Below are 20,180 nucleotides of genomic sequence, written 5' to 3' on the forward strand. Positions count from 1 at the left end.
GCCCCCCAAAACAGGAATCCCCAATGACCGCTTATCGCAAAGTGGCGGCCTCGCTCGCGCTTCTCGTGCTAGCCGGCTGCTCCGCCCTCCAGGCCACCGATCGCATCGCCGAGCGCGCGGATTCCGCCCGCTCCAGCAGCTACGAGAAACTCGATGCGTTCAGGGAGCAGGTGCGTGACCCGGAGCGCGCCAAAGGCCAGACCGTCGACCTTCCCTGGGTTGCAGGCCGGCCCCAACCGCTGGCCCGGGAAGTCTCCTTGCCGCCCGCACTGCGTGCCAACGTCAACACCACCCTGCTGTTCGAAGGCGGCGCCACCGACCTGAGCACCCTGGCTGAACGGATCCAGCTCGCCACCGGCATCCCGACCCAAGTCGCGCCTGATGCGTTGCTGCCGCGGGAGTACTTCCTGCCGCGCCTTGGCTCCGACCAGATGGCGATCACTGCCCGCGAGCTCGCCCCGGCCACCGCCGACACGCTCGTTCCTGCCCTGGTCCCCGAGACCGGCGTGGACCGCATCGCCGGCCCCGCTCTGCCCCCGGGGGTGGCACGCACGAAGATGGAGCCCTTGCCGGCAGGCAAGGCCCCGCTCTCCACAATCCTGGACTCCGTCGCGCTGCGCCTGGGCGTCTACTGGCGCTATGACGACAAGGTCGGTGCGATCCGGTTTTACCGAACCGAAACGCGCACGTTTTACGTCAAGGCCCTGGAGCTGACCGGGGAGACCAGCCTTGAATTGGGCCTGTCCGGCAAGAGCGGCTCGCAAGGCAATGATGGACAGTTCGCCTCGCAGAACCGGTCGAAATACTCGACCGCAGGGCAAACACCGCCGGCCGAAGCGGTGTTGACGAAGGTGAGCCAGTACCTGACGCGGGCCGGGGTGGTCAAAGCGGCCGCCGGCGCGGCCAACAGCATCGTCGTCACCGACACGAAGGACGCACTCGATGCCGTGGCCCAATTCCTGGAAGCCGAGAACCGAATCATGTCGCGCAGCGTGCGGATGCTGTTCGAGGAAATCACGGTCCAACTCGACCAGACCAGCCAGGCAGCCCTGGACTGGCACCTGATTTACAACAGCCTGGGCCGAGGAAACGCTGCGGCGGGCGACGCGCCTGGTGCCCTGCTGGACGGCACCAAAGCGGCCGGCTCCCTCGGAGGCACTGTGGGAAGTGGACCGTTTGCCGGATCCAAGCTGCTCATGAGTGCGCTGAATGAGATGGGCACGGTCGTGCGGCACACGAGCATTCCGATTCTGGCCTCCAATCTCCGACCCGCCACTGTGGCGGTGCGGCAGAACATTCCATACGTGAAGGATCTGCAGCAGACACAGAGCTACTCGGACGCGTCGGGCCCGACCGTAAGCGTTACCCAGGACGAGAAGACAGTTGGCACCTTCCTCACGGTGGTGCCGAACGCCCAGGATGATGGTCGCGTGCAGCTCACCGTCTCGTACGACGACACACGGATGATCGGCGCACTGCAGAAGCTGGAATTCGGCTCGCCGGATTACCCCTCCTTCGTGCAGCAGGCCAACATCGGCGGTCAGGGCGCGATCCAGCAGGTTGAGCTTCGCCCTGGACAGCCGGCCCTCATCGGTGGGTTCGAGCAGTCCGCCGGCACCAGCACGCGCCGCCGATTGGACGACAAAGCGCCGATCGCCCTCGGGGGATCGGACGCCGCGCAGGATAAGAAGCAGATCACGCTGCTTCTGATGACTGCCATTCCCGAAGAAGGATATTGATCGTGGCAAGGCAACAGCGCTATCAAACCATCCCCATCGCCGGCACGCACAATGCGCTCGTGGTCGGCATGAGCTGGCAGGCGGTGCTGGGCCAGGATCTCACCGCCGCGGCCATGAAGGCCGCGCACCAGGCCGGCGCCACCCATTTCACGCAGGCGGGTCCGCGCAGCCTCGTGGTCGGCCTGCTGATCGCCCAGGGCCGCGACCGTCGGGCCAAGGCAAAAACCCGCCTGTACTCGGCGGCCGCTGCCTTCGCCCAACTGTACAGGCACGGCACGCACATCGCGTTCGCCGAACTGCCGCAGGGCGGCTTCTGGATCACCGTCGCCGTCGATGGCACGGTACAGACAGGCGGCGACCGGATACTGCCGGATGCCGATGCGGCGAATCAGGCGCTGGAAGGTCTACTGCAGCGTTACCGGGACGCCGTCCTGCACGGCACGGACCGACCGGGTGCTGCACCCTTCCAGTTCAATCAGCTGGCAAGCCAAGCCAACACACAATCGTCGTTGCGCAGAGCGGCATTCCGGCTGTCCATGATTTCGCCCATGTGGTGGGTCGTGTTCGGATTGATCCTCGCGTATGTCGCGTGGGACACCGTCCAGACCTGGTGGCAAGAGAAACAGGCCCAAGAACGTCAGCGGCTTGAAGCGATGCGTACCGCAGTCGATGCGCATGCGCTTTGGAAGCAGGCGCTGGACAGCTGGGCGCGAAGCACCAAAGCGGATGGAGAGGCCGGCCTGAACCGCCTGTTGAACGCGGTGGCGGATGTCCCCGTGAACCCGGGGCGGTGGCAATTGGCCGAAGCGTCCTGCCAGCCTGCTGCGGGCTCGTGCTCCGCCGAGTACGTGCGAGGCCTGCTGGCAGATAACAACTCGCTCAGGGCCGCGCTGCCTGTCTCCTGGAAGGTGTCCTTCCCCACACTGGGCACGGCCAAGGCCAGCTGGCCCATGGATGAGACAAGAACCACCAAGCCCTTGGCGCTGGCCGCAGTGCCCGTCGCCGGTGATCTGGACCGCATCTGGATTCCCAGCTGGCAGGCCCTCAGTCCCGCGCTGCAGGATGTGAAGCTCGACCCCCCGAAGGCCGTGCCGATCCGGGTGCCCAACATCCAGTTACCCAATGGCCTGGAACAGCCCGTACCACTGCCTGCGGACATGACGGTCCCGGCCATGCGCAGCTTCACGATCAATGCACCGTTGCGCTCGTTCTATGGCCTCGCGCTGCCCGATAGCACCGCGCTGACACAGTTGCAGGTGCGTTACCAGCCGGACACGCAGCCCAAGCTCACCGCGAGCAGCTTTGCTGCCACGCTCGAAGGAGTTCTTTATGTTCAACCCCGTTAGTTCGGGATTCGTCCGCCTGTCAGCGGTCTTCGGGCTGCTGGCTGCCCCTGTTCTGCCGATGACCACCTCCGCTGAATCCATCAACCTGCAGGTCGTTCCGGCCCCGCCGCCGGCGCCGCCGGCGCACCTGGTCCGGGAGCTGCTGGAGGAAGACGCACGACGGGCTCTGGCCAATGAGCGGCTTGCCCAGGGCCATGCCGCCAGCACCAGAGCCAGCGTCTCCGCCACGAACCAACTGCAGGTGACGACAGCAGCTCCTGATTCCAATCCCGGCGACGCCAGTGAGCCTGTCGAGCCGCCGAAGCCGCGGCCACGGGCGGCGCGCCTCAAGGGCATCGTCGGCGTGGGCGGAAGTATCTCGGCCATCGTCGACGTCGATGGTCGCGACGTAATGTACCGAGCCGGCCAGCGCCTTCCGGCCATGGGCCACGATCCAGGCCTGCGCCTGGTGAAGATCGCAACCCCGTGCGCCATCTTCATTGACAACCGTCACGAAACCGAAAAGCAGACGCAGATTTCCGTGTGCTTGAACGAGGTTCACCCATGAGATCGCTGGTTGAATGGTTCCGCCAGCTGGCCCCGCGCCTGCTGGCCGAAGGCAGCCCTACCACCGCCGAAGCCGAAACGCCTTTGATTCACGACCCCGCAGACCCGGACGTTCGCCCGCCCGATGAGCCGCGCGGCGACCTGGGCACGATGAAGGACATCGCAGATCTGCATCCGCGTTTCCGGGCGCTCAAGGTCGACTGGTCCGGTCCCGACGCCGCGATCATTGCCTGCGTCGCCGAGCTGGAGGGTGACCAGTACGCCGTATTCGTTAAGCGCGGCCAACTGGATTCCGATATCTTCCGGGCCGTGCTGGAACGTGCCAAACATGCCGACCGGCACGGCCGTGGTGTCGTCATCTACACGGTGGCACCCGTCGTGCTCCTCACCCTCGTGCGCGAGCGATTGGGAGCCAAAGACCTCGCTGCCAAGCTGGTGACCGAAGGCGGTCGGTCCGCAGTCCGCACTGGCCTTCACGACTTGATCGCCTGGCAAATTCGCAACGGCGCCAGCGACCTCCACTTGAACATCGACATGACGAGCACGCTGTCCAAGGTGAGCGCGACGATCGACGGTCAGTACGTCACGCCGGCCCATCTCGTGATGCCCACCGATCGGATGCTGGAAATGGCCCACGTAGGCTGGCAAGACGTCTCCGGCGGCAATGGTGCGGTGTTCAGCACCAAGGTCGAGCAGCAGGGACGATTCTACGAGGTGATCGATGACCGCAATTACCTGTTGCGCTGGGGATCGTTCGTCGCTGACACCGGACCGTCCATTACCATCCGCGCCCTTGACCTCGATGCCAAGGTCGAATCGGTCGATTTCGCCAGCCTCGGATTCCTGCCGTCGCAGGTCGAACAGCTCGAGCGGGCGATGCAGAGCCTGGGTGGCGCCATCGTCATAGGCGGCGTACCGGGCTCCGGCAAAACGACCACCATCGGTCAGCTGATCGTGCGACTGCCCCCCACTCGCAAGAAAATGTCCATCGAAGATCCGGCCGAACAGCGGTTCCCCGGCGCACTACAGGCCAGCCTGTCCCGCAGCCACACCGACGCAGACAAGGAAGCATTTCAGGCCAAGCTGATGGCGCTCAAGAGGGCCGCCGCAAGCGACGTGTTCCTCGGGGAAATCCGGGACACGCTGACTGGCCAGGCATTTCAGGACATCACCCAGGCCGGATCGAGTTGCTATACGACGCTGCACGTGGGCGGTGCGCTCAGCATCCCGCAGCGCTTGGCATCCGTGCAGATCGGCATACCTTGGGATGTACTCGGATCCCCCCGCTTCCTGAAGCTTCTGGCTCACCAAACGCTCCTGCCGGTGCTGTGCGAGTGCGCGTTGCCGGCAAACGCCCTTTTCTCGGGAGCGGCGGACCCCATCGGGGTGCAACGGTCGGGAGATTGGTGGAGACGATACATGGCTCGCATAGAGCGACTCTACCGGATCGGCCACGACAGCATTCGCATACGGAACCCTGAAGGCTGCGCGCATTGCCGGCAAAAGGCGATTCCAGAGCTGTATGGCTATGCCGGTCGGACGGTTGTGGCCGAGATCTTCGAGCCGGGCGTGGATCCCGAGGCCCTGCGCGCCATTTCGCACGGAGATGAACTGCGGCTGCTGCAGATTTTCCAGGCGCAACGCACCGCGGCCTACGACGATCCCAACATGCATGGCAAGACCGCAATGGAATGCGCCGTTTACAAGATGAGCCAGGGGGCCATCGATCCGCGCGACCTCGAGCAGCATTTTGTGGCCTTCGCCACCCTGGACATGGAAAAGGCGCCATGAGATCTCTCCTTGGGCGGCTGCGCGTAAAGCTGGCAGCCAATCAGTTCGCTAAGCATCGAGCGGACTGGTACGACTACCTCGCGGACATGATCGCGGACAGTGCCGGACAGCGGACCCTGCTGCGCATGTTCGAAGCTGACGCCCGCCGCTACGGTCCGCGAACGGCCCGCGGCTTCCTGTCTGCGCGCTGGGCGTTCAATCTGGCCGATGGCGGCGAGCTTGGACAGGCGACCCTGGGCACGCTGCCGCAGCGGGAAGTCGCTGAACTCGCGGCACTTCAGCACAGAGGGGATGCCATTCTCGTCGAAGGCCTGCGGGACATCGCCGCGCTGGTACGCCTGACAAGAACCCTCGCCGATATTCTCAAGTGGACACTGCTGGCCGGTGTGGTTTCGCTGATCGTGTTCTGGCTCGTGGCCATGGTCGTGGTTCCCTATGTGTCGGCGCCAGAACTGCTGGCGGCCTTCCCGCCCGTGGATCAACGGTTCTACGGACCGTTTGCACGGTCGTTCTTCGCTTATGCGGAGTGGGTTCGAGAACACGGCATCATCTTGTGGCTCCTGTCGGCGGGACTTGTCATCGCTCTGCCTCTGTCCTTTCCGCACTGGGACGGCAGGATCCGACGATGGCTCGACACCTGGGGGGTATACCGCTTGTACCGTGATATCCAGGCTGTAGCTGTTGTCAGCTCGCTGGCAACGGCATTGAAGCGACGCGCTGGCGTTTCCGTGCCACTGCGCGAGGCAATCAACGCCCAGCGCGCCGGCGCTTCCCGTTGGCTCAACGCTCGACTGCAGGCAATGATCGCCAAACTCGATGATTCCACCGATGGCGCCTCGATTCTCGACGTGGGGCTGCTGGATCGCGAAAGTTATTGGTATCTCCAGGATCTGACCGATGCGCTGGGTCTGGACGTGGCGCTGCAGAAGACCCGAGCGCGGCTGGAGCGCTCCATGCTCCGCCGCATCGAGCACCGAGCGGTCGTCATCCGCTGGGTTCTGCTGCTCATATCCGTGGCCGCGCTGCTGGGCTTCCTCGCCTGGCACTATGCCGTCATCTTCGACTTGCGCAGCGCCATGTTGCTCGGCGCTTTCTAGGCCGGCGTGCCTGCGGGCCTTCCCGAAAACGCTACCCCCTCCACCGAACCCCGCTGAATCGGGGTTTTCGTATTTCTATCTCCCGCAATGGAGTGTCTTGCATGAATGCATCTTCCCAATCGCAACACCCGCGCCCGAAACTCGCCACGTCGAGCGTCTACCGGCTCAACTCGAACCTCGCGCGTCGCAACCCGGCAGCCTACCGCCAACTGGGCCAATTCAGCCTGGCCGAAGTGGTCATCGTCGTCGCGATTACGCTGCTGGCGCTCGTCTTCGGTGTTCCGGCTGTCAACGGCATCGTGACCGAAATGCGTGTACCCGCCGTCGCCGGCGAGCTGCAGCGGTTCATGGCGCGAACGAAAGTTCTTGGAGAATCCGATAACGTCACGCCCTACGCCAACATCACCACCGTCGACAACCTGATTCCGGCGCTGCAAGGCTCCTCTGTTTTCAAGGTGTCGACCACCACTGTGGCCCACCGTCTGGGTGGATCCGGCACCGGCAGCAACGGCACCATCACGCTAGCCCCGGCCGCTTTGGGCGGCGGCGCGATGGGTAGCGCCTTCTCGCTCACCCTCACCAACGTCAATGCAAAGGCGTGCCCGACGCTCGCCTCAACGTTGGCCGCGGTGTCCGAAACCATCTCCGTAAATGGAACGGCAGCCAAGACGCTGGGCAGCAACAACGAACCCGGCACCTTTGACCCGGCGACCGCGCAAGCTCTGTGCGAGAAGGGCGACTCCAACACGTTCGTCTTCGCCTCGCGGTAAGCCCGTGACCGAATGCGCTTCACCGCGTCCACGACGCGGTGAAGCGCCTACCAAAGGAACCAGATCGATGTCCCAATCTACTCGTGCTCACATGGCGCAATTCAAGCGCAGACGCCGTCAGTTGACACGAATCTTGCGCGTCTATCACAAGAGCTCCGTGTTCCGAGTTCTGTCGTCGCCTCGGGAAGATTTCGCCCGCCTCGTCGCGTTTGCCGTCGTGGTGGGAATGGTCGGCCTGTCGCACTTGGCGGTCGACAGCACGCCCAGCACCGCGTTTCTCATTGCTTTCTACGGCCTCGTCCTGCTCGCTGGCGTGGTGGCTCATCGGGTTGCTTTGCACTGGAGCAAGCGTCCCTGGACGTATGTATCGCTCCTGGACAACCTGCTGGCCCAATATGACCCCATCGACGTGACCGCCTACCAACACCTACAAGACGAAGCGCGAGAACTCGGCTCTGTTTCCCGGGCCAACGTGCCTGGTTGGCTCAAGATTGAGATCGCTCATCTCGATAAACAAGCTCCAGCTAAACAAGCTCCAGCCCACTTCTTGGACAGACAGCTATAGGACCGGCCCAGATCAGCTAAGTCCGACCCGTCAAACGAAGGAAATGCCTTGATTCCCGTCATCATCACAATCGTGGTCGCCATATTCGCGGCCATATTTGGAGCAGGCGAGATCAGCCGTGCCGTCGACGACAACGCTGCGGCCAGCACTGGACGCTACATGCTCCAAGTGCGTGGCGCGGTTGTCGACCTGCAGGTGAAGTATCAGTCCTGGCTCAGCAACGAGAACATTACTGGCGGCGACGGCGTCCCGGAGAATCTGTCCTGGGTGGGAGTCGCTGGCGGCCAAGTCGCGCGCGGTGGCGTCCCCGAATTGGTCGAGCTTGGCGTCCTGCCGGCTAACACACCACGCTATCCGGCGCTGGGCGACGCGGTGCGGTTCGCCCTTGTGCGGCAGGGCACGTGCCCCGGCGCCGACTGCCGAACGACAGCCTATGTCTATACATGTCACCCGATAAGCGCGCAGCGCAGTCAACGGCAACCCGGTGGCTGCACGGCTCCGGCAGGCTCACGCGCGCGTTATTCGCCGACGCTGTTGGCCAAGGTCATGATGTCCGCCGACGGATATGGTGGCCACGACGCGCGCGGCGGCACACAGGTGGTCGGCCCATTGGTCAATGTGCCGCGCACGTGGTTTGACTTCGGCACCGAAGTAGGACATGCGGTCGTCGCCGCAGGTCTGGATGCCACGCCGTTTGCCCAATTCGTCCGGCACGGGGAAACACGGCCCGTCACGCTGCAAAACACGCTGACGGTGGACAGGACAATCCAGACAAACCAAGGGCTGCTCCTCAACACAGCGGTCACGCCTGGTGCGGCCTGCACACCCGAGGGGCTGTACGCCTCGACGGCCGACAAGATGCTGGCCGTCTGCGTGAATGGTGCCTGGTTCTCCGCCACAGGCCATGTGGTAACCGGCGTGTACCCCAACTTGCCGAACAACGCGAAGGTGCCGTCTCTGGTCTGCCCGGCTGGCCTAACCCCCTGGCGCTATGTCTCCCTGCAGGGGCTTGGCGCCACCGTCACGGGATCTGACGTGAATGTTGCGGGCTCAGTGGGCGGCACGATTCAGGGTTCCGGCTATGTCAATGCTGCTGGCGCTGTCACGGTGAACGGCTCGTTCTCCGGCACCTTCCAGAATGCAGGGTCCAGCTACGTGCGGGTGGCCCAAACCGCGACGCTCTCGGGTGACCGCGTCATCATCACGCCAGCCGACGCGAACGCGCGTGCCGCTGTCATGCAAGGCTGCAAGAGCTAACGCCCACCTTTCAACAGGAGATAACCATGAAGTTCCGCACCATCGCGTGCTGGGGCGCGCGTGCGCTCGCCCTTGTCGGCCTGGCGCTCGCAGCGCTGGCCCATGCCCAAACTCAGGCCGATGTGCAGCTGCAGACCGACCTGCAACACATGTCCGTACAGGTGAACCAGGGCGCCCCTCTGCCCCCGGGCGGCTGCATCGCCGGATATTCCTGGCACACCGTCTATGGCGGCTGCAGGCGCGCCGAAACCCAGAGCGAGACGACTCAATGCCCTGACGGATACGTGGGAACGCAGGTGCGCTATCGCACCGCGTACATTCTGCAAGCCAATCCCGCAGACGTCGCCCATGAGGACTGGGGGCCCTGGCAGCAAAACTGCCAAGCGCCGCGCGGCGCCGGGGTCGTAGACACCGTCATCGCCAAAGCTCGGGGGGCCGAATACTCCGGCACCAACAACTTCAAGGGCACCGCAATCTCCTCCAGCACGCACAAGCAGATCTGGAAGGGGATGCAGGTGAACTACGGGACGATGTATGGCGTCACGCTGTATCGGCCCGCCGCCACGCTGACATGCCTGTGGGCGATCGGCTCCACCGCCGGAAGCGGCAACTCCACCGGCACTATCTGGAGCGGCTCGATCGCCTCGCCCGGCCAGTCGGTGACGAATGGCTATGCAGGGCACTGCCAGCTCTCCAACGGCGGCAAGACCGCGGAGCTGACTGGCAGCTGCGACAACTCGACCGGCGGCGACGCCGACATGTGCGAGTCGGCCACCCGGGTCGTGAACGTCATAGCCGTCGACGGATGCTCGGCCACAACCGAGACCCGCGAGGGCAAGCGCGTGGTGGCGACCAATTCCTACAACCTCTGCCTATAGGAGCTCCACCATGTCCATCCGACTCAAGCGCCTTCTGGCGTTTTTCGTGCTGACGCTCATGCCAGGGTTCGCGCCTGCGATGGCCAGCGGCGTCTCAGTCCAGTTGCCGCCTTCGGTAGACATCGACACTTCCCTTCTTACCGGCGACGTGCGCCTCGCATGCGAAGCATTGCTGTGTCTGTCCGGCAGTAGCCGCCCGTCCGAGTGCGGCGCTTCCCTATCCCACTTCTTCGGCATCAAGAAGAAGAAGCTCTCTGACACACTGGACGCTCGGCAGGCATTCCTCGCGCTTTGCCCGGTAGTCCGGGAATCTAGCGCGATGCAGGGATTGGCAAAGGCGCTTGCCCACGGCGCTGGTCAGTGCGACGCGAAAACGCTGAATCGAACCCTGGCCTACACCTATGGTCAGGGCGGCGATGCCGGTTACGACCGCACGGTCATCTCCGACAAGCTGCCGTCCTACTGCTCCGCGTACATCCTCCATGAGTACACCGACCTGCGCGGCGATATGCCTCGCTACGTCGGCACGCCGGAGGAGGACGGCTTTTGGGCCGAGGCGAAGGACTATGACCGCGCTCTGGCGAAGTACCAACGCGACCAGGCCGCCAAGAAGGCTGCGCGCGAGAACTACGGCGGAGGAAACTGACGATGGATTTTCCTGCACTGGCCCGCCAGTGCGCACCTGACGTCCATATCAGCACCTTGGCCGCCGTCGTGCGCCATGAATCCGCCTTCAACCCATTGGTCATCGGCGTCAACAGCAAGCCGCATCGCAGCATTCGGCCGAAGTCTCGCGAGGAGGCGATTGCGGAGGTCCGAAAGCTGATGGACCGGGGCGTCAACTTCGACGTGGGCTATGGCCAGATCAACGTGCGCAACTGGCAATGGCTCGGCGTAACGCCCGAAACCATCTTCGACCCGTGCGTAAACCTGGCCTCCGCACAGCGCGTGCTCGTGGAGTGCTACAGGCGCGCCGCGGCGTTGCACGGACCAGGGCAACCGGCCCTGTACGCCGCGTTCAGTTGTTACAACACCGGAAACCTGACCGATGGATTCAAGAATGGATACGTCGCCAAGGTCATCGCGGGCGCGGGTATGCCCGTTCCTGCGATTGTCAAGCAGGTCGCGGGAGCCGCCCGGCCGCCCGCCACCAGCGGGGTGAAGCGTCAGGATGCCTCCATGGCACCTCGGCCCGATGCCTTCGCTGCGCCTCGGCCCGACGCCTTTCACACTCCGCGCGCTGACGCCTTCACGTCACCTCGAAAAGACGCTTTCAACAGGCGAGCGGATGCCGTCTTCGGGGCACCAGTCCCCATGCGACCGGCCGCGCGCCCGCAATAGCGGCGCCCAGGGCGTTTAGCCGCTAAACGCCTCCTTCCTTGTTCTCTCGCCGTTCTGCCCCCGCAGGCTCGCGGCTCCCTTCTTCTACCACATTGCCGCCCGCACTCACGTGCTGGGTGGCGAATAGCTATTGGAGATTCCAATGTCGACCACGTCGCAACGTTCCTCGCGTCCCTTTGCCCTGCTCCCCTACTTCGCGTTGGGCGCGCTCCTGCTTGTCCACCCGGACCTGGCTTTCGCCCAGCTCGAAAAGGTGCAGGCAGCCGCGGAGAACTTCAGAGACTGGCTCTGGCTCGTCATTCCGGTAATTGCGTTGATCATCGCCGGCGCCCTGGGCCTCGCTTACTCCGCGGAGGTCATCCGCAAAGACCAGCTGATCCAGTGGGCTGGCGGCGTTGTGTTTGCCGGCGCTCTCGCCGGCGGCCTCATCAAGCTGATCTTCTGAATATGAGCGCCCCTGAAAAGGCGTCGCGCCAGCGCGGTGGGGCCGCGCCCGAGACGCCTGCCACAGCGTCGAGCGTTCCACCGAATCAGTACCCACTGTTCAAGGGAGCCACCCGCATAGCCACCATCAAGGGCGGCGTTCCGACCCGAGCCTTTGTTGGCCTGGTCTTCCTGACCGTCTCGGTCGCCATGTTCACCCTCTGGGGCTGGCTGCTCGGACCTGTCCTGTACCCGGTCGTGGCTGTGCTCAGCCGAAATGACGATCGCGCGTTCTGGATTTGGGAGCTCTGGGCAAAGACCAAGCTCTTTGCACCCAACAAACGGCACTGGGGCGCCGTTTCCCTGACCCCCACCCCATACGGCAAGCGCCGGCGTTGGTGCCGGCAGCTGGGAGATCGTAATCAATGACCCACCACGCTCCGGCGCTGCCCGCTAAAGAGCCGGCAGTCAGCAAGTATGTTCCATTTTCGCACCATGTCACCGAATCCATCATTGCCACTCGTGATTGGGAATATCTGTCGACCTGGCGCATCGACGGACGCACCTTCGAAGGTTACTCCGAAGCCGAGCAAAAGGCCTGGATCGAGGAGCTGAACAACGTTCTCCGTGGGTGGCCGAGTGGCTTCGGCCTCTGGACGCATTTGGTTCGGCGTCGTGTCTCCGAATACCCGGAAAGCAACTACCCCGACGCGTTCTCACGCGCTCACGACGCCGCCTACCGCAAGGTTTTCGATGGCAAGCCGCCGATGATCAATGAGATGTATCTGACGATCATCATTCGGCCGCAGATCGATCCCGCGCTGCAGCTGCTCTCAAAGTTCGAACGTCGCACAGCCCGTGACGCCCTGGCGTGGCAAACGCAGGCCATCGACCAGCTCGATGACATCAACCGCAAGCTGAGCTCCTCGCTCAAGCGTTATGGCCCAGAACTGCTCACCATCGTGAATCGGGCCACACCGCCCGATGAGGCCGGCAACCGCCGCGTCGGGCATTTCTCGGAGCCGGCGGAGTTCTTCGGGCTCTTGCTCAACGGCAAGATGTCACCCGTCCCCGTCGTCGACGCTCGCCTTTACAACTATCTGCCGGTCAGCCGCCAATTCTTCTCCACCCACGGGGAGCAGGCAGAAATGCGAGGCCCCGACTGGACGCGTCGTTACGTGATGCTGGAAATCCGCGAGTACTGCAATAGCACCAAGCCTGGCCATCTGAACTGCCTGCTGAATCAGCCGCACGAATTCGTGCTGTCGCAGTCCTTCGGCTCCATGTCGAAGGCCGAGGGCCTGAAAGCGCTGTCGCGCCAGATCAAGTGGCTACAAGACTCGGGCGACTATTCCACTTCGCAGATCAATGATCTCAAGACGGCGCGAGACGACCTGGCCGCCGGCAAGTTCGTCATGGGCGACCACCATGCCACCCTGCAAGTTTTCGGCGAGGATAGCGAACGCACGCTACGCGCCGCCGCCGAGCTGAGCGGCGCACTCGCCAATGACGAAGTGGTGGTCCGCCTGGTCGACCGCGCGCTCATCGCGGCTTGGGCCGCTCAACTGCCGGGCAACTGGAAATGGCGCCCACGCCCTGCCCCCATCACCTCGCTGAACTACTTGTGCTTCTCCTCGATGCACAACTACCTGTTCGGCAAGCCGGCGGGCAACCCCTGGGGACCGGCGGTGACGATGCTGAAGACCACAGGCGGTACTCCCTATTACATGAACTTCCACGCATCGCTCGCGGAAGTTGATGAGACGGGTAAACGCCGCTTGGGCAATACGTCGATCATCGGTCAGTCCGGAACAGGCAAGACTGTCCTCCTCGGCCATCTCATTTCGCAGGCTCGCAAGTTCAACTACACGGGCGCGATCTTCGACAAAGATCGTGGCTTGCAGGTCGCCGTGATGGCCATGGGCGGGAAGTATTTTTCGATGCAGCTGGGCCTGCCGACCGGCTGGAACTACCTGCAACTCGAGCCCACCAAAACGAACACGGCCTTCATGGTGAACTTGACTCGCCAGCTGGCGGCCGATGGGGGAGAACCGCCGACAATGGCTGAACAGAAGCAGATCGAGGCTGCAGTACACAAGCTGGTGGAGTATATCGAACAGCCGCAGCGACGATTGTCGACCCTGCTCCAGTTCCTCCCGTCAGCCCCGTCCGAGGGAGCCTCGCTCAGCCTGCGCGAGCGGCTGCAACGGTGGTGCACAGGCTATGAGAACGGCTGGCTCCTCGACAATGAGACCGATGAGCTCGATCTGTCACGCACGGATCTCTTCGGCTTCGACTTGACCGAGTTTCTCGACCATGGCGAAATTCGCGACGCGGCCATCACCTATCTGCTTCATCGGACCGAGAACATGATCGACGGTCGGCGCTTTGCGTACTTCTTCGATGAGGTTCAGCACCCGCTCAAGGTGCCGTACTTCCAAGACTTCATGCAGAACAAGAGCCGCACGATCCGCAAACAGAACGGCGTCTTCGTGTTCGCCACACAAGAGCCGGAGGCGATCAGCGGCAATCCCGTCGGCCGCTCGATGATTCAGCAATCGGCAACGCAGATCTTTCTGCCCAACCCGAAAGCGTCCGAGGCGGAGTACATCAACGATTTCAAGCTGAGTCCCGCCGCGTTCAAGCTGGTGCAGAAATTGGGCGAATTCAGTCGCCAGTGTCTGATCAAGCAGGGCGATTCCACGGTGACCGCGGAACTCGACCTGTCCACGTGCCCCGATTCCCTGCTGGTGTTCTCCGGCTCGGCAGACATGGCCGAGCTGGCGGAGGGGGCCATCGCAAAGTACGGGCCCGACCCCGAAGTCTGGCTGCCCCATTACCTCACGCTCGCCCGAGAGGCGACAAGGAGCTAACCATGTACCGTGCTAAGCAACCTTGGCGGCGCTACGCCGCCTTCTCCCTCGCGTCAGCCATGCTTTTCAATGCAACGACGGCAACGCACGCCAGCGGCGGCATTCCCGTGGTCGACGGTGCCAGCATCGCCGATCGTGCGGTCAAGCATGCGGAAACTATGCTCAAGTATGCCGAGCAGATTGGGGTGCTCAAGGATCAACTCGACAACCAGCGGCGGCAGCTCGAGTCGATCACTGGCGTACGCAACCTGGGCGATATTCTGAACAACCCGGCCATCCGCTCCGCGCTTCCAGTCGATGCCCGGGTGATCCTGCGCCAAGCCGAGAGCGGAGATTTCGAAGCTATCCTGCGGCGCATCGAGCGAGAGGAACGCCTCACAGGCAACTACGAGACCGACCGCAAGAATCTCGACAACCGTGCAGAGCAGCTGGCGCTGCGCAGCCAAGCCATGAGCGAACAGATCCAGAAGGGCATGACGGCCCGTATGCAACAGATCAACCAGCTGCAGGCGCAGATCAACATGACGCAGGATCCGAAGGCCATCGCCGACCTGCAGGCCCGCCTGATGGTTGAACAGGCGAATGTGCAGGTGGACCAAACCCGCGCAGACATGTTGCAGCGTCAGCTCGAAGCGGAAAAGGCTCTGCTGGAGGCTCAGGCCGAAAAAATCGCTGCGAGTTCTCTTAGCATCGACGCGATCCACGCGCCGCTGCCGGGAGTACGCTAATGGCTGGGTCTTCGGTCACCCTTACAAGCTTGGGGGGCATTGCCAACTGGGTTGACGAATCGGTAACCACCATGCTGACCGGCGTTGTGACGCCAATGGTGGCCTCGATTACCGAGAAGATTATGCCGGTCGTTGCCGTCGGCTTGTCCATCTCGCTCATCTGGTACGGTTGGCTCATCATGACGGGGGCCATTCAGACGCCAGTATTGGAGGCTGCTCGGCGTGTCGCCACTATAGGAGTAATCGTCGGCATTGCTGGTGCTGGCGGTCTGTATCAACAACAGATCGCTGGCGTCATGTTGGATCTGCCGTCATCCGTTGCACAGCTGTTCACTGGCTCTCAGAAAACGCCTTCAGAGATGATGGACGAGGCGGCCAACAAGGGCGCTGAGATTGGCACCCGCATTCAGGATCGTGCGCCTTCTGGCGTTGGCAACATCGGCAGAGCCTTTGGCTTCTGGGTCATCGCATTGCTCATCGCGATCATCTCGGCATTCATGAGCGCCGTCGGGATGATTGTGCTGATCACCGTAAAGGTGGGCATGGGCATAGTCGTGGTGCTCGGGCCGTTATGCATCCTGGCCCTGCTGTTCGAGCCGACGCGAGACTTCTTCAAAGGGTGGCTGCGCCAGGCCATGTTCTATGCAATTTACGCCGGCCTATTCTTGTTGATCTTCATGTTCATCATGGGTATGTTCGGCATGTTGCAGAAGGGACTGCTTGATCTCACGAAAGCGGACCAGATCAATGTTTTCTCCATGTTGACAGCCATCGTATTGTTCGGACTGTGCGCGAAGCACATGATGGCTCAGGTGGCTGACGTCGCACGTGCGATCACCGGAGGTAACGGCAGCGGAACATCTGTGCCCTTTCTAGGCAAGTTGGGGTAACATACACTTACCATTGGTGCGGTTACGCCTTCTGATTGCTGAACCGATGAATTGATGAGGTTCTCTAATGGCTCCACTTACTCCTCTGGGCAAGCCCCTCTCGCAACAGCCCCTCGTGGGTGAGCATGTCGCGACCGGCTCCACGCTTCATGGCGTGTCCGCCGAGCAGCCTGTAACCGCCTGGCAGTGGGTGAGCCTCGCCCGAGCAACCTGGACGTGGATCATCCGGCCTCTGTGGTACATGTTTTTCAAATGGCCGAGCAAACTCTTACTGCCCCCGCCGCTCACGGATGCTGAATACGAGGAGGAGCGGCGTCGTGCCGTAGAGGAATGGTACGCACGCCGACAGAGAGAAAGAGATGCTGAATACGAGGAGGAGCGGCGTCGGAATCGCGGCTGGTGATCCATCGTCCGGCCAGCGTTCATTGATCGCTCGCCGGATGTGTATTGTTGGAACTTCTCTTCAGGGCACAGCATTCGCTGTGCCTTTCTATTTCCGCTCGGTGCTAGCCGGGCTCCCCTGATCTAACCCCCCTTTTTCTTCTCTACGGAGAATCGATGAAGCACGCCTACGTGGCCGCGCTTGGCGCGGCTCGCCCTATTTCGTCCGTACGGTTCGTACGTCCGCCCGCCCCGCTTTTCAGTTGGCTGGGAGGTTGCCATGGCCGCCGATGACCCGAAGCTTTCGCTCCAGCAGGAATTGGAGCGCACCCGAGGACTCGAACGGGATCTGCTGACCGAGCTGCTCACGTCGAGGCGCGCTGCTTGGCGCGTCGCGGTAGGCTCTTTCGTCATTGCCATCCTTTCCGCCGGAGCGCTCGCCTCCATCTTCCCTTTCCAGAAACCCCCGCTGCCCTACGTCGTACGCGTCAACGATGCCACAGGCGAAATCGAGCACGTCACGCAGCTGGGCAACGGCAAGGAGGACTACGGCGAGCGAATGGACAGGTATTTCATTCAGCAGTACGTCCTGGCATGCGAAAGCTACGACTGGAACACCATCCAGAACGCCTACGACCGCTGTGGCCTGTTCAGCGCGCCCGACGTGCAGCGCGCCTACTTCGCCAAGTTCCAGGACAACCCGAAGACGGGCCAAGAGGCACTGGACAAACGCTACGGGAAGCACACACGCATCATCGTGAGTGTTCGCAGCATCACACTCGGCCCCAATCGCAGCGCCACCGTGCGCTTCACTCGAAAACTGGAAGGCTCCGACGTGTCGCCAGCGCCGGAGCAATTGGTGGCCACGCTCGCCTATCGATATGTCAACGCCCCGATGACAGAGAGCGTACGCCGCGAGAATCCCCTGGGCTTCCAGGTCATCACCTACACCACCGACGTCGAAACACTGAGGTAATCGCCATGAATAAAGAGCAGATCAACGAGCTGGCCCGTCGCCTGGAGAACGCTCACCGCCTCACGCCTGCAGAGCAAGCTGCCCTGTACCGCGATCTCGAACGCTACGCGAAGGTCGATCTTTACGGTGCCGATCGCCTGGTCAAGGACCACATGCGCAAGGACGCAGACTTTCGGCTGCCCAGCATCGTGGCGGCGGCCAACCGGATCGCGAAACACTTCGAGGAGCGCATTCGGGAAGCGCGCCGGCCGATCGAAATGTACGGCGAGCGGGATCGCCAGATTCGCCAGCCCGAGGACGGCCGCGAATACCGTGGCCCCGTGGTGGGCACCACGCCCAACTGCCTCATCCAGCTGGACCGCGACACGGGCGACTTTATCGTGCACGCGCGAAACTCGTTGAATCGGTCGTTCGAGCTGACGGGTCAAGAAGAATCGCTCTCGATCAGCTATCCCTTCAAGGCCGTGGGCGGCGTGGGCCTGGTCCGCGATCCCGCGCGCGACAAAGAGATGGGAGTCGGCCTGGAGCATGCGCACAGCCGCACCCACGAGCACAACCACGGAATGGAATACAGCCGATGAACACTCGCCTGAAAGCGTTGGCCGCGGCGGTGCTTGCGGCCGCGCTCTGCGGCGCCGCCCCACCCGCATGGGCGCTGGACCGGCCGCAGGCCTCGCCGAAGGATCCGCGCATCCGCTGGACCGATTACGACCCGGCAGACGTGATCCAGGTGGACACCACCTTGGGGGTAGCCACCCAAATCCAGCTCAATGACGACGAAGAGTATGTGACGCATGGTTTCGGCGACTCGGCCGCCTACGATTTCCAGCAAATCGGCAAGCACCTCTTGCTCAAGCCCATCGTGGAACAGGCCGACACCAACCTGCTGTACATCACCACGAAGCGCACCTACTCCTTTCTGCTCAAGTACGCCAAGGAGCGCAAAGGGCGAGAAGTGTTCCGGCTCGTGCTGCGCTATCCGGACGCCGAGCACGCCAAGACGGTGCAGCAACAAGAGCGGGAGCATGTGCAACGGGAGTTGGCCGCGGCTGACTTGGCCATCAACTGGCAGGGATACACCATGAGCGGCGACACTGGCATTGGACCCGAGGCGGCTTGGGACGATGGTGCCCAGACTTGGCTGCGTTTCGCACCGGGTCAGGATCTTCCGACGGTCTACTTCGTGGACGCCGACGGCAACGAAGTCATCGCCAATCGCCACATGGAAGGCAATCGGACGATCGTGTTGCATCGCGTCGCCAAGCGCTGGCATCTTCGATTGGGCGACCAGGTCGTGGCGGTTCACAACGAGGGCACGCTCTCTGCCCGCTCGCTGTCGACGGGAACGGTATCGCCGGCAGTGGAGCGCGTGCTGCTGGAGGAGCCGAAACCATGAGATTCTTCAGACGCCGGCGCGCCGCGCGTAAAAGCATCGACGCGGTCGCCGAAATTGAACGACAACAGGCGCATATCGAGGGGCGTGGCGCACCAGACCTGCAAGGAGCCGCTCGTCCGACGGCAGCTGGTGCCAAGGCGTTCTTCTCATTGGTAGTGCTCGGTGGCATATTACTGGCGGGCACCGCGATATGGCGTGCCATGATTGCCAGTCCGGATGGCAGCACCCAACTGGATGCTGTGGCGCAAGCCAAGATAGAGAACATCCTGCCCAAGCTCAAGCTGCCCGAGGACAAGCCTGCGCCGCCACCGCCGCCTCCACCTGAGCCGAATCGAGCCTCTCTCCCTGACCTGACTGCTCCGCCGCCGGCGACCGGCAACCTGGGCAGCCTGGTGCAGTCCGTGGTCGAGGATCCCGTCGTCAAGCGCCGCCTGACGAGCGGTCTGCAAGCCGGGAAGGACGGCCAGGGTGAACGCCGACAGCAGGCTCCGACCCAGGCAGCCACACGCGAACCGGACAGCGGCCCCATGTCCGACCGGCTCAAGCCCATGAAGCTGACCGCCGCTCGAGCCGGCACGCTCGGCAACCGCGACCTGCTCATTACGCAGGGAACAATGATCGACTGCGTCCAGGACACCAGGTTCGTCAGCGCCCAGGCGGGCATGATCACCTGCTACGCGCCGCACGACGTTCGCTCAACCAGCGGCCGTGTCGTCCTGATCGACGAAGGAACGAAGTTCATAGGCTACCAACAGGGTGTGCTGTCGCAAGGGCAGCCTCGCATTGGCGTGGTCTGGTCCCGGCTGGAGACGCCCAAGGGCGTGGTGATCCACCTGGATTCGCCGGGCACTGGCGCGCTGGGTGAAGCCGGCCTGGATGGCCACATCGACACGCACTTCGCCGAACGCTTCGGCGGCGCGATTTTGGTCAGTCTAATCAGCGACTTCGGCGCCTGGGCTTCCTCTCGTGGCGACAACAGCAGCGGGTCGATTCGATTTGATTCGACGGGCGACGCCGCGCGGGACGCCGTCAGCACAGTGCTGGACAACTCGATCAACATCCCGCCGACGCTGTATCGCAACCAGGGCGGGCGCATCGGTATCTACGTGGCCCGGGATCTGGACTTCAGCTCGGTCTACGCCCTGCGCCCTGTGTCGCGGTAGGTCGCCAAACACCCTTTGAC

Annotated in this window: 20 protein-coding genes; all 20 read left to right on the forward strand. The window is 63.0% G+C overall.

The window, feature by feature from the left end:
• The first annotated feature begins 23 nt into the window (after nt 1-23).
• Entirely contained in the window at nt 24-1,739 is a 1,716-nt protein-coding gene (locus tag NGJ44_RS13440; protein ID WP_251864224.1) for a secretin GspD/PilQ domain-containing protein, read from the forward strand.
• 2 nt (nt 1,740-1,741) lie between these two features.
• Complete coding sequence (locus tag NGJ44_RS13445; protein WP_053243761.1) at nt 1,742-3,085, forward strand: type IV pilus inner membrane component PilO; 1,344 nt, start codon at nt 1,742-1,744, stop codon at nt 3,083-3,085.
• Nucleotides 3,069-3,632, forward strand: coding sequence for a hypothetical protein (locus tag NGJ44_RS13450; protein WP_053243762.1), 564 nt, complete (start codon nt 3,069-3,071; stop codon nt 3,630-3,632). Before NGJ44_RS13445 ends, NGJ44_RS13450 begins: the two co-directional genes overlap by 17 nt.
• A complete protein-coding gene (locus NGJ44_RS13455) occupies nt 3,629-5,422 on the forward strand; it encodes an ATPase, T2SS/T4P/T4SS family (protein ID WP_251864225.1) in 1,794 nt (597 codons plus the stop codon). Before NGJ44_RS13450 ends, NGJ44_RS13455 begins: the two co-directional genes overlap by 4 nt.
• A complete protein-coding gene (locus NGJ44_RS13460; RefSeq protein ID WP_251864226.1) occupies nt 5,419-6,519 on the forward strand; it encodes a general secretion pathway protein in 1,101 nt (366 codons plus the stop codon). Before NGJ44_RS13455 ends, NGJ44_RS13460 begins: the two co-directional genes overlap by 4 nt.
• A gap of 101 nt (nt 6,520-6,620) precedes the next feature.
• Entirely contained in the window at nt 6,621-7,289 is a 669-nt protein-coding gene (locus NGJ44_RS13465) for a type 4 pilus major pilin (RefSeq protein ID WP_082308190.1), read from the forward strand.
• 67 nt (nt 7,290-7,356) lie between these two features.
• A complete protein-coding gene (locus NGJ44_RS13470) occupies nt 7,357-7,854 on the forward strand; it encodes a hypothetical protein (RefSeq protein ID WP_235488645.1) in 498 nt (165 codons plus the stop codon).
• Between the two features lie 48 nt (nt 7,855-7,902).
• Nucleotides 7,903-9,111, forward strand: coding sequence for a hypothetical protein (locus NGJ44_RS13475; RefSeq protein WP_251864227.1), 1,209 nt, complete (start codon nt 7,903-7,905; stop codon nt 9,109-9,111).
• A 26-nt stretch (nt 9,112-9,137) separates the two neighbouring features.
• A complete protein-coding gene (locus NGJ44_RS13480) occupies nt 9,138-9,989 on the forward strand; it encodes a hypothetical protein (protein WP_251864229.1) in 852 nt (283 codons plus the stop codon).
• A 10-nt stretch (nt 9,990-9,999) separates the two neighbouring features.
• Nucleotides 10,000-10,635 (forward strand): TrbM/KikA/MpfK family conjugal transfer protein, encoded by a 636-nt coding sequence (locus NGJ44_RS13485; protein ID WP_053243768.1) that lies wholly within the window; start codon nt 10,000-10,002, stop codon nt 10,633-10,635.
• Nucleotides 10,636-10,637: 2 nt separating this feature from the next.
• On the forward strand, nt 10,638-11,330 hold the full coding sequence (locus tag NGJ44_RS13490) for a lytic transglycosylase domain-containing protein (protein WP_251864230.1): 693 nt from the start codon (nt 10,638-10,640) through the stop codon (nt 11,328-11,330).
• A 142-nt stretch (nt 11,331-11,472) separates the two neighbouring features.
• Nucleotides 11,473-11,775, forward strand: coding sequence for a TrbC/VirB2 family protein (locus NGJ44_RS13495; RefSeq protein WP_053243770.1), 303 nt, complete (start codon nt 11,473-11,475; stop codon nt 11,773-11,775).
• Between the two features lie 2 nt (nt 11,776-11,777).
• A complete protein-coding gene (locus NGJ44_RS13500) occupies nt 11,778-12,182 on the forward strand; it encodes a VirB3 family type IV secretion system protein (RefSeq protein ID WP_053243771.1) in 405 nt (134 codons plus the stop codon).
• On the forward strand, nt 12,179-14,626 hold the full coding sequence (locus tag NGJ44_RS13505) for a VirB4 family type IV secretion/conjugal transfer ATPase (protein ID WP_251864231.1): 2,448 nt from the start codon (nt 12,179-12,181) through the stop codon (nt 14,624-14,626). The genes NGJ44_RS13500 and NGJ44_RS13505 overlap by 4 nt, the downstream gene beginning before the upstream one ends.
• 2 nt (nt 14,627-14,628) lie before the next feature.
• Nucleotides 14,629-15,354 (forward strand): P-type DNA transfer protein VirB5, encoded by a 726-nt coding sequence (virB5, locus tag NGJ44_RS13510; protein WP_251864232.1) that lies wholly within the window; start codon nt 14,629-14,631, stop codon nt 15,352-15,354.
• Nucleotides 15,355-15,425: 71 nt separating this feature from the next.
• Nucleotides 15,426-16,244 carry a TrbL/VirB6 family protein gene (locus NGJ44_RS13515; protein ID WP_251864233.1) on the forward strand — a complete coding sequence of 273 codons (819 nt, stop codon included), beginning with the start codon at nt 15,426-15,428 and terminating at the stop codon, nt 16,242-16,244.
• Between the two features lie 661 nt (nt 16,245-16,905).
• Nucleotides 16,906-17,601 (forward strand): VirB8 family type IV secretion system protein, encoded by a 696-nt coding sequence (locus NGJ44_RS13520; protein WP_053243660.1) that lies wholly within the window; start codon nt 16,906-16,908, stop codon nt 17,599-17,601.
• A gap of 5 nt (nt 17,602-17,606) precedes the next feature.
• On the forward strand, nt 17,607-18,182 hold the full coding sequence (locus NGJ44_RS13525) for a hypothetical protein (protein ID WP_053243659.1): 576 nt from the start codon (nt 17,607-17,609) through the stop codon (nt 18,180-18,182).
• A complete protein-coding gene (locus tag NGJ44_RS13530) occupies nt 18,179-18,997 on the forward strand; it encodes a TrbG/VirB9 family P-type conjugative transfer protein (protein ID WP_251864234.1) in 819 nt (272 codons plus the stop codon). The genes NGJ44_RS13525 and NGJ44_RS13530 overlap by 4 nt, the downstream gene beginning before the upstream one ends.
• The gene (virB10, locus tag NGJ44_RS13535) at nt 18,994-20,160 is read left to right on the forward strand and encodes a type IV secretion system protein VirB10 (RefSeq protein WP_053243657.1); all 1,167 of its coding nucleotides are present in this window, start codon (nt 18,994-18,996) and stop codon (nt 20,158-20,160) included. The genes NGJ44_RS13530 and virB10 overlap by 4 nt, the downstream gene beginning before the upstream one ends.
• The last annotated feature ends 20 nt before the right edge of the window (nt 20,161-20,180 follow it).

This window comes from Achromobacter sp. Marseille-Q4962 (genome assembly GCF_943737005.1).
Lineage (GTDB): Bacteria > Pseudomonadota > Gammaproteobacteria > Burkholderiales > Burkholderiaceae_B > Achromobacter.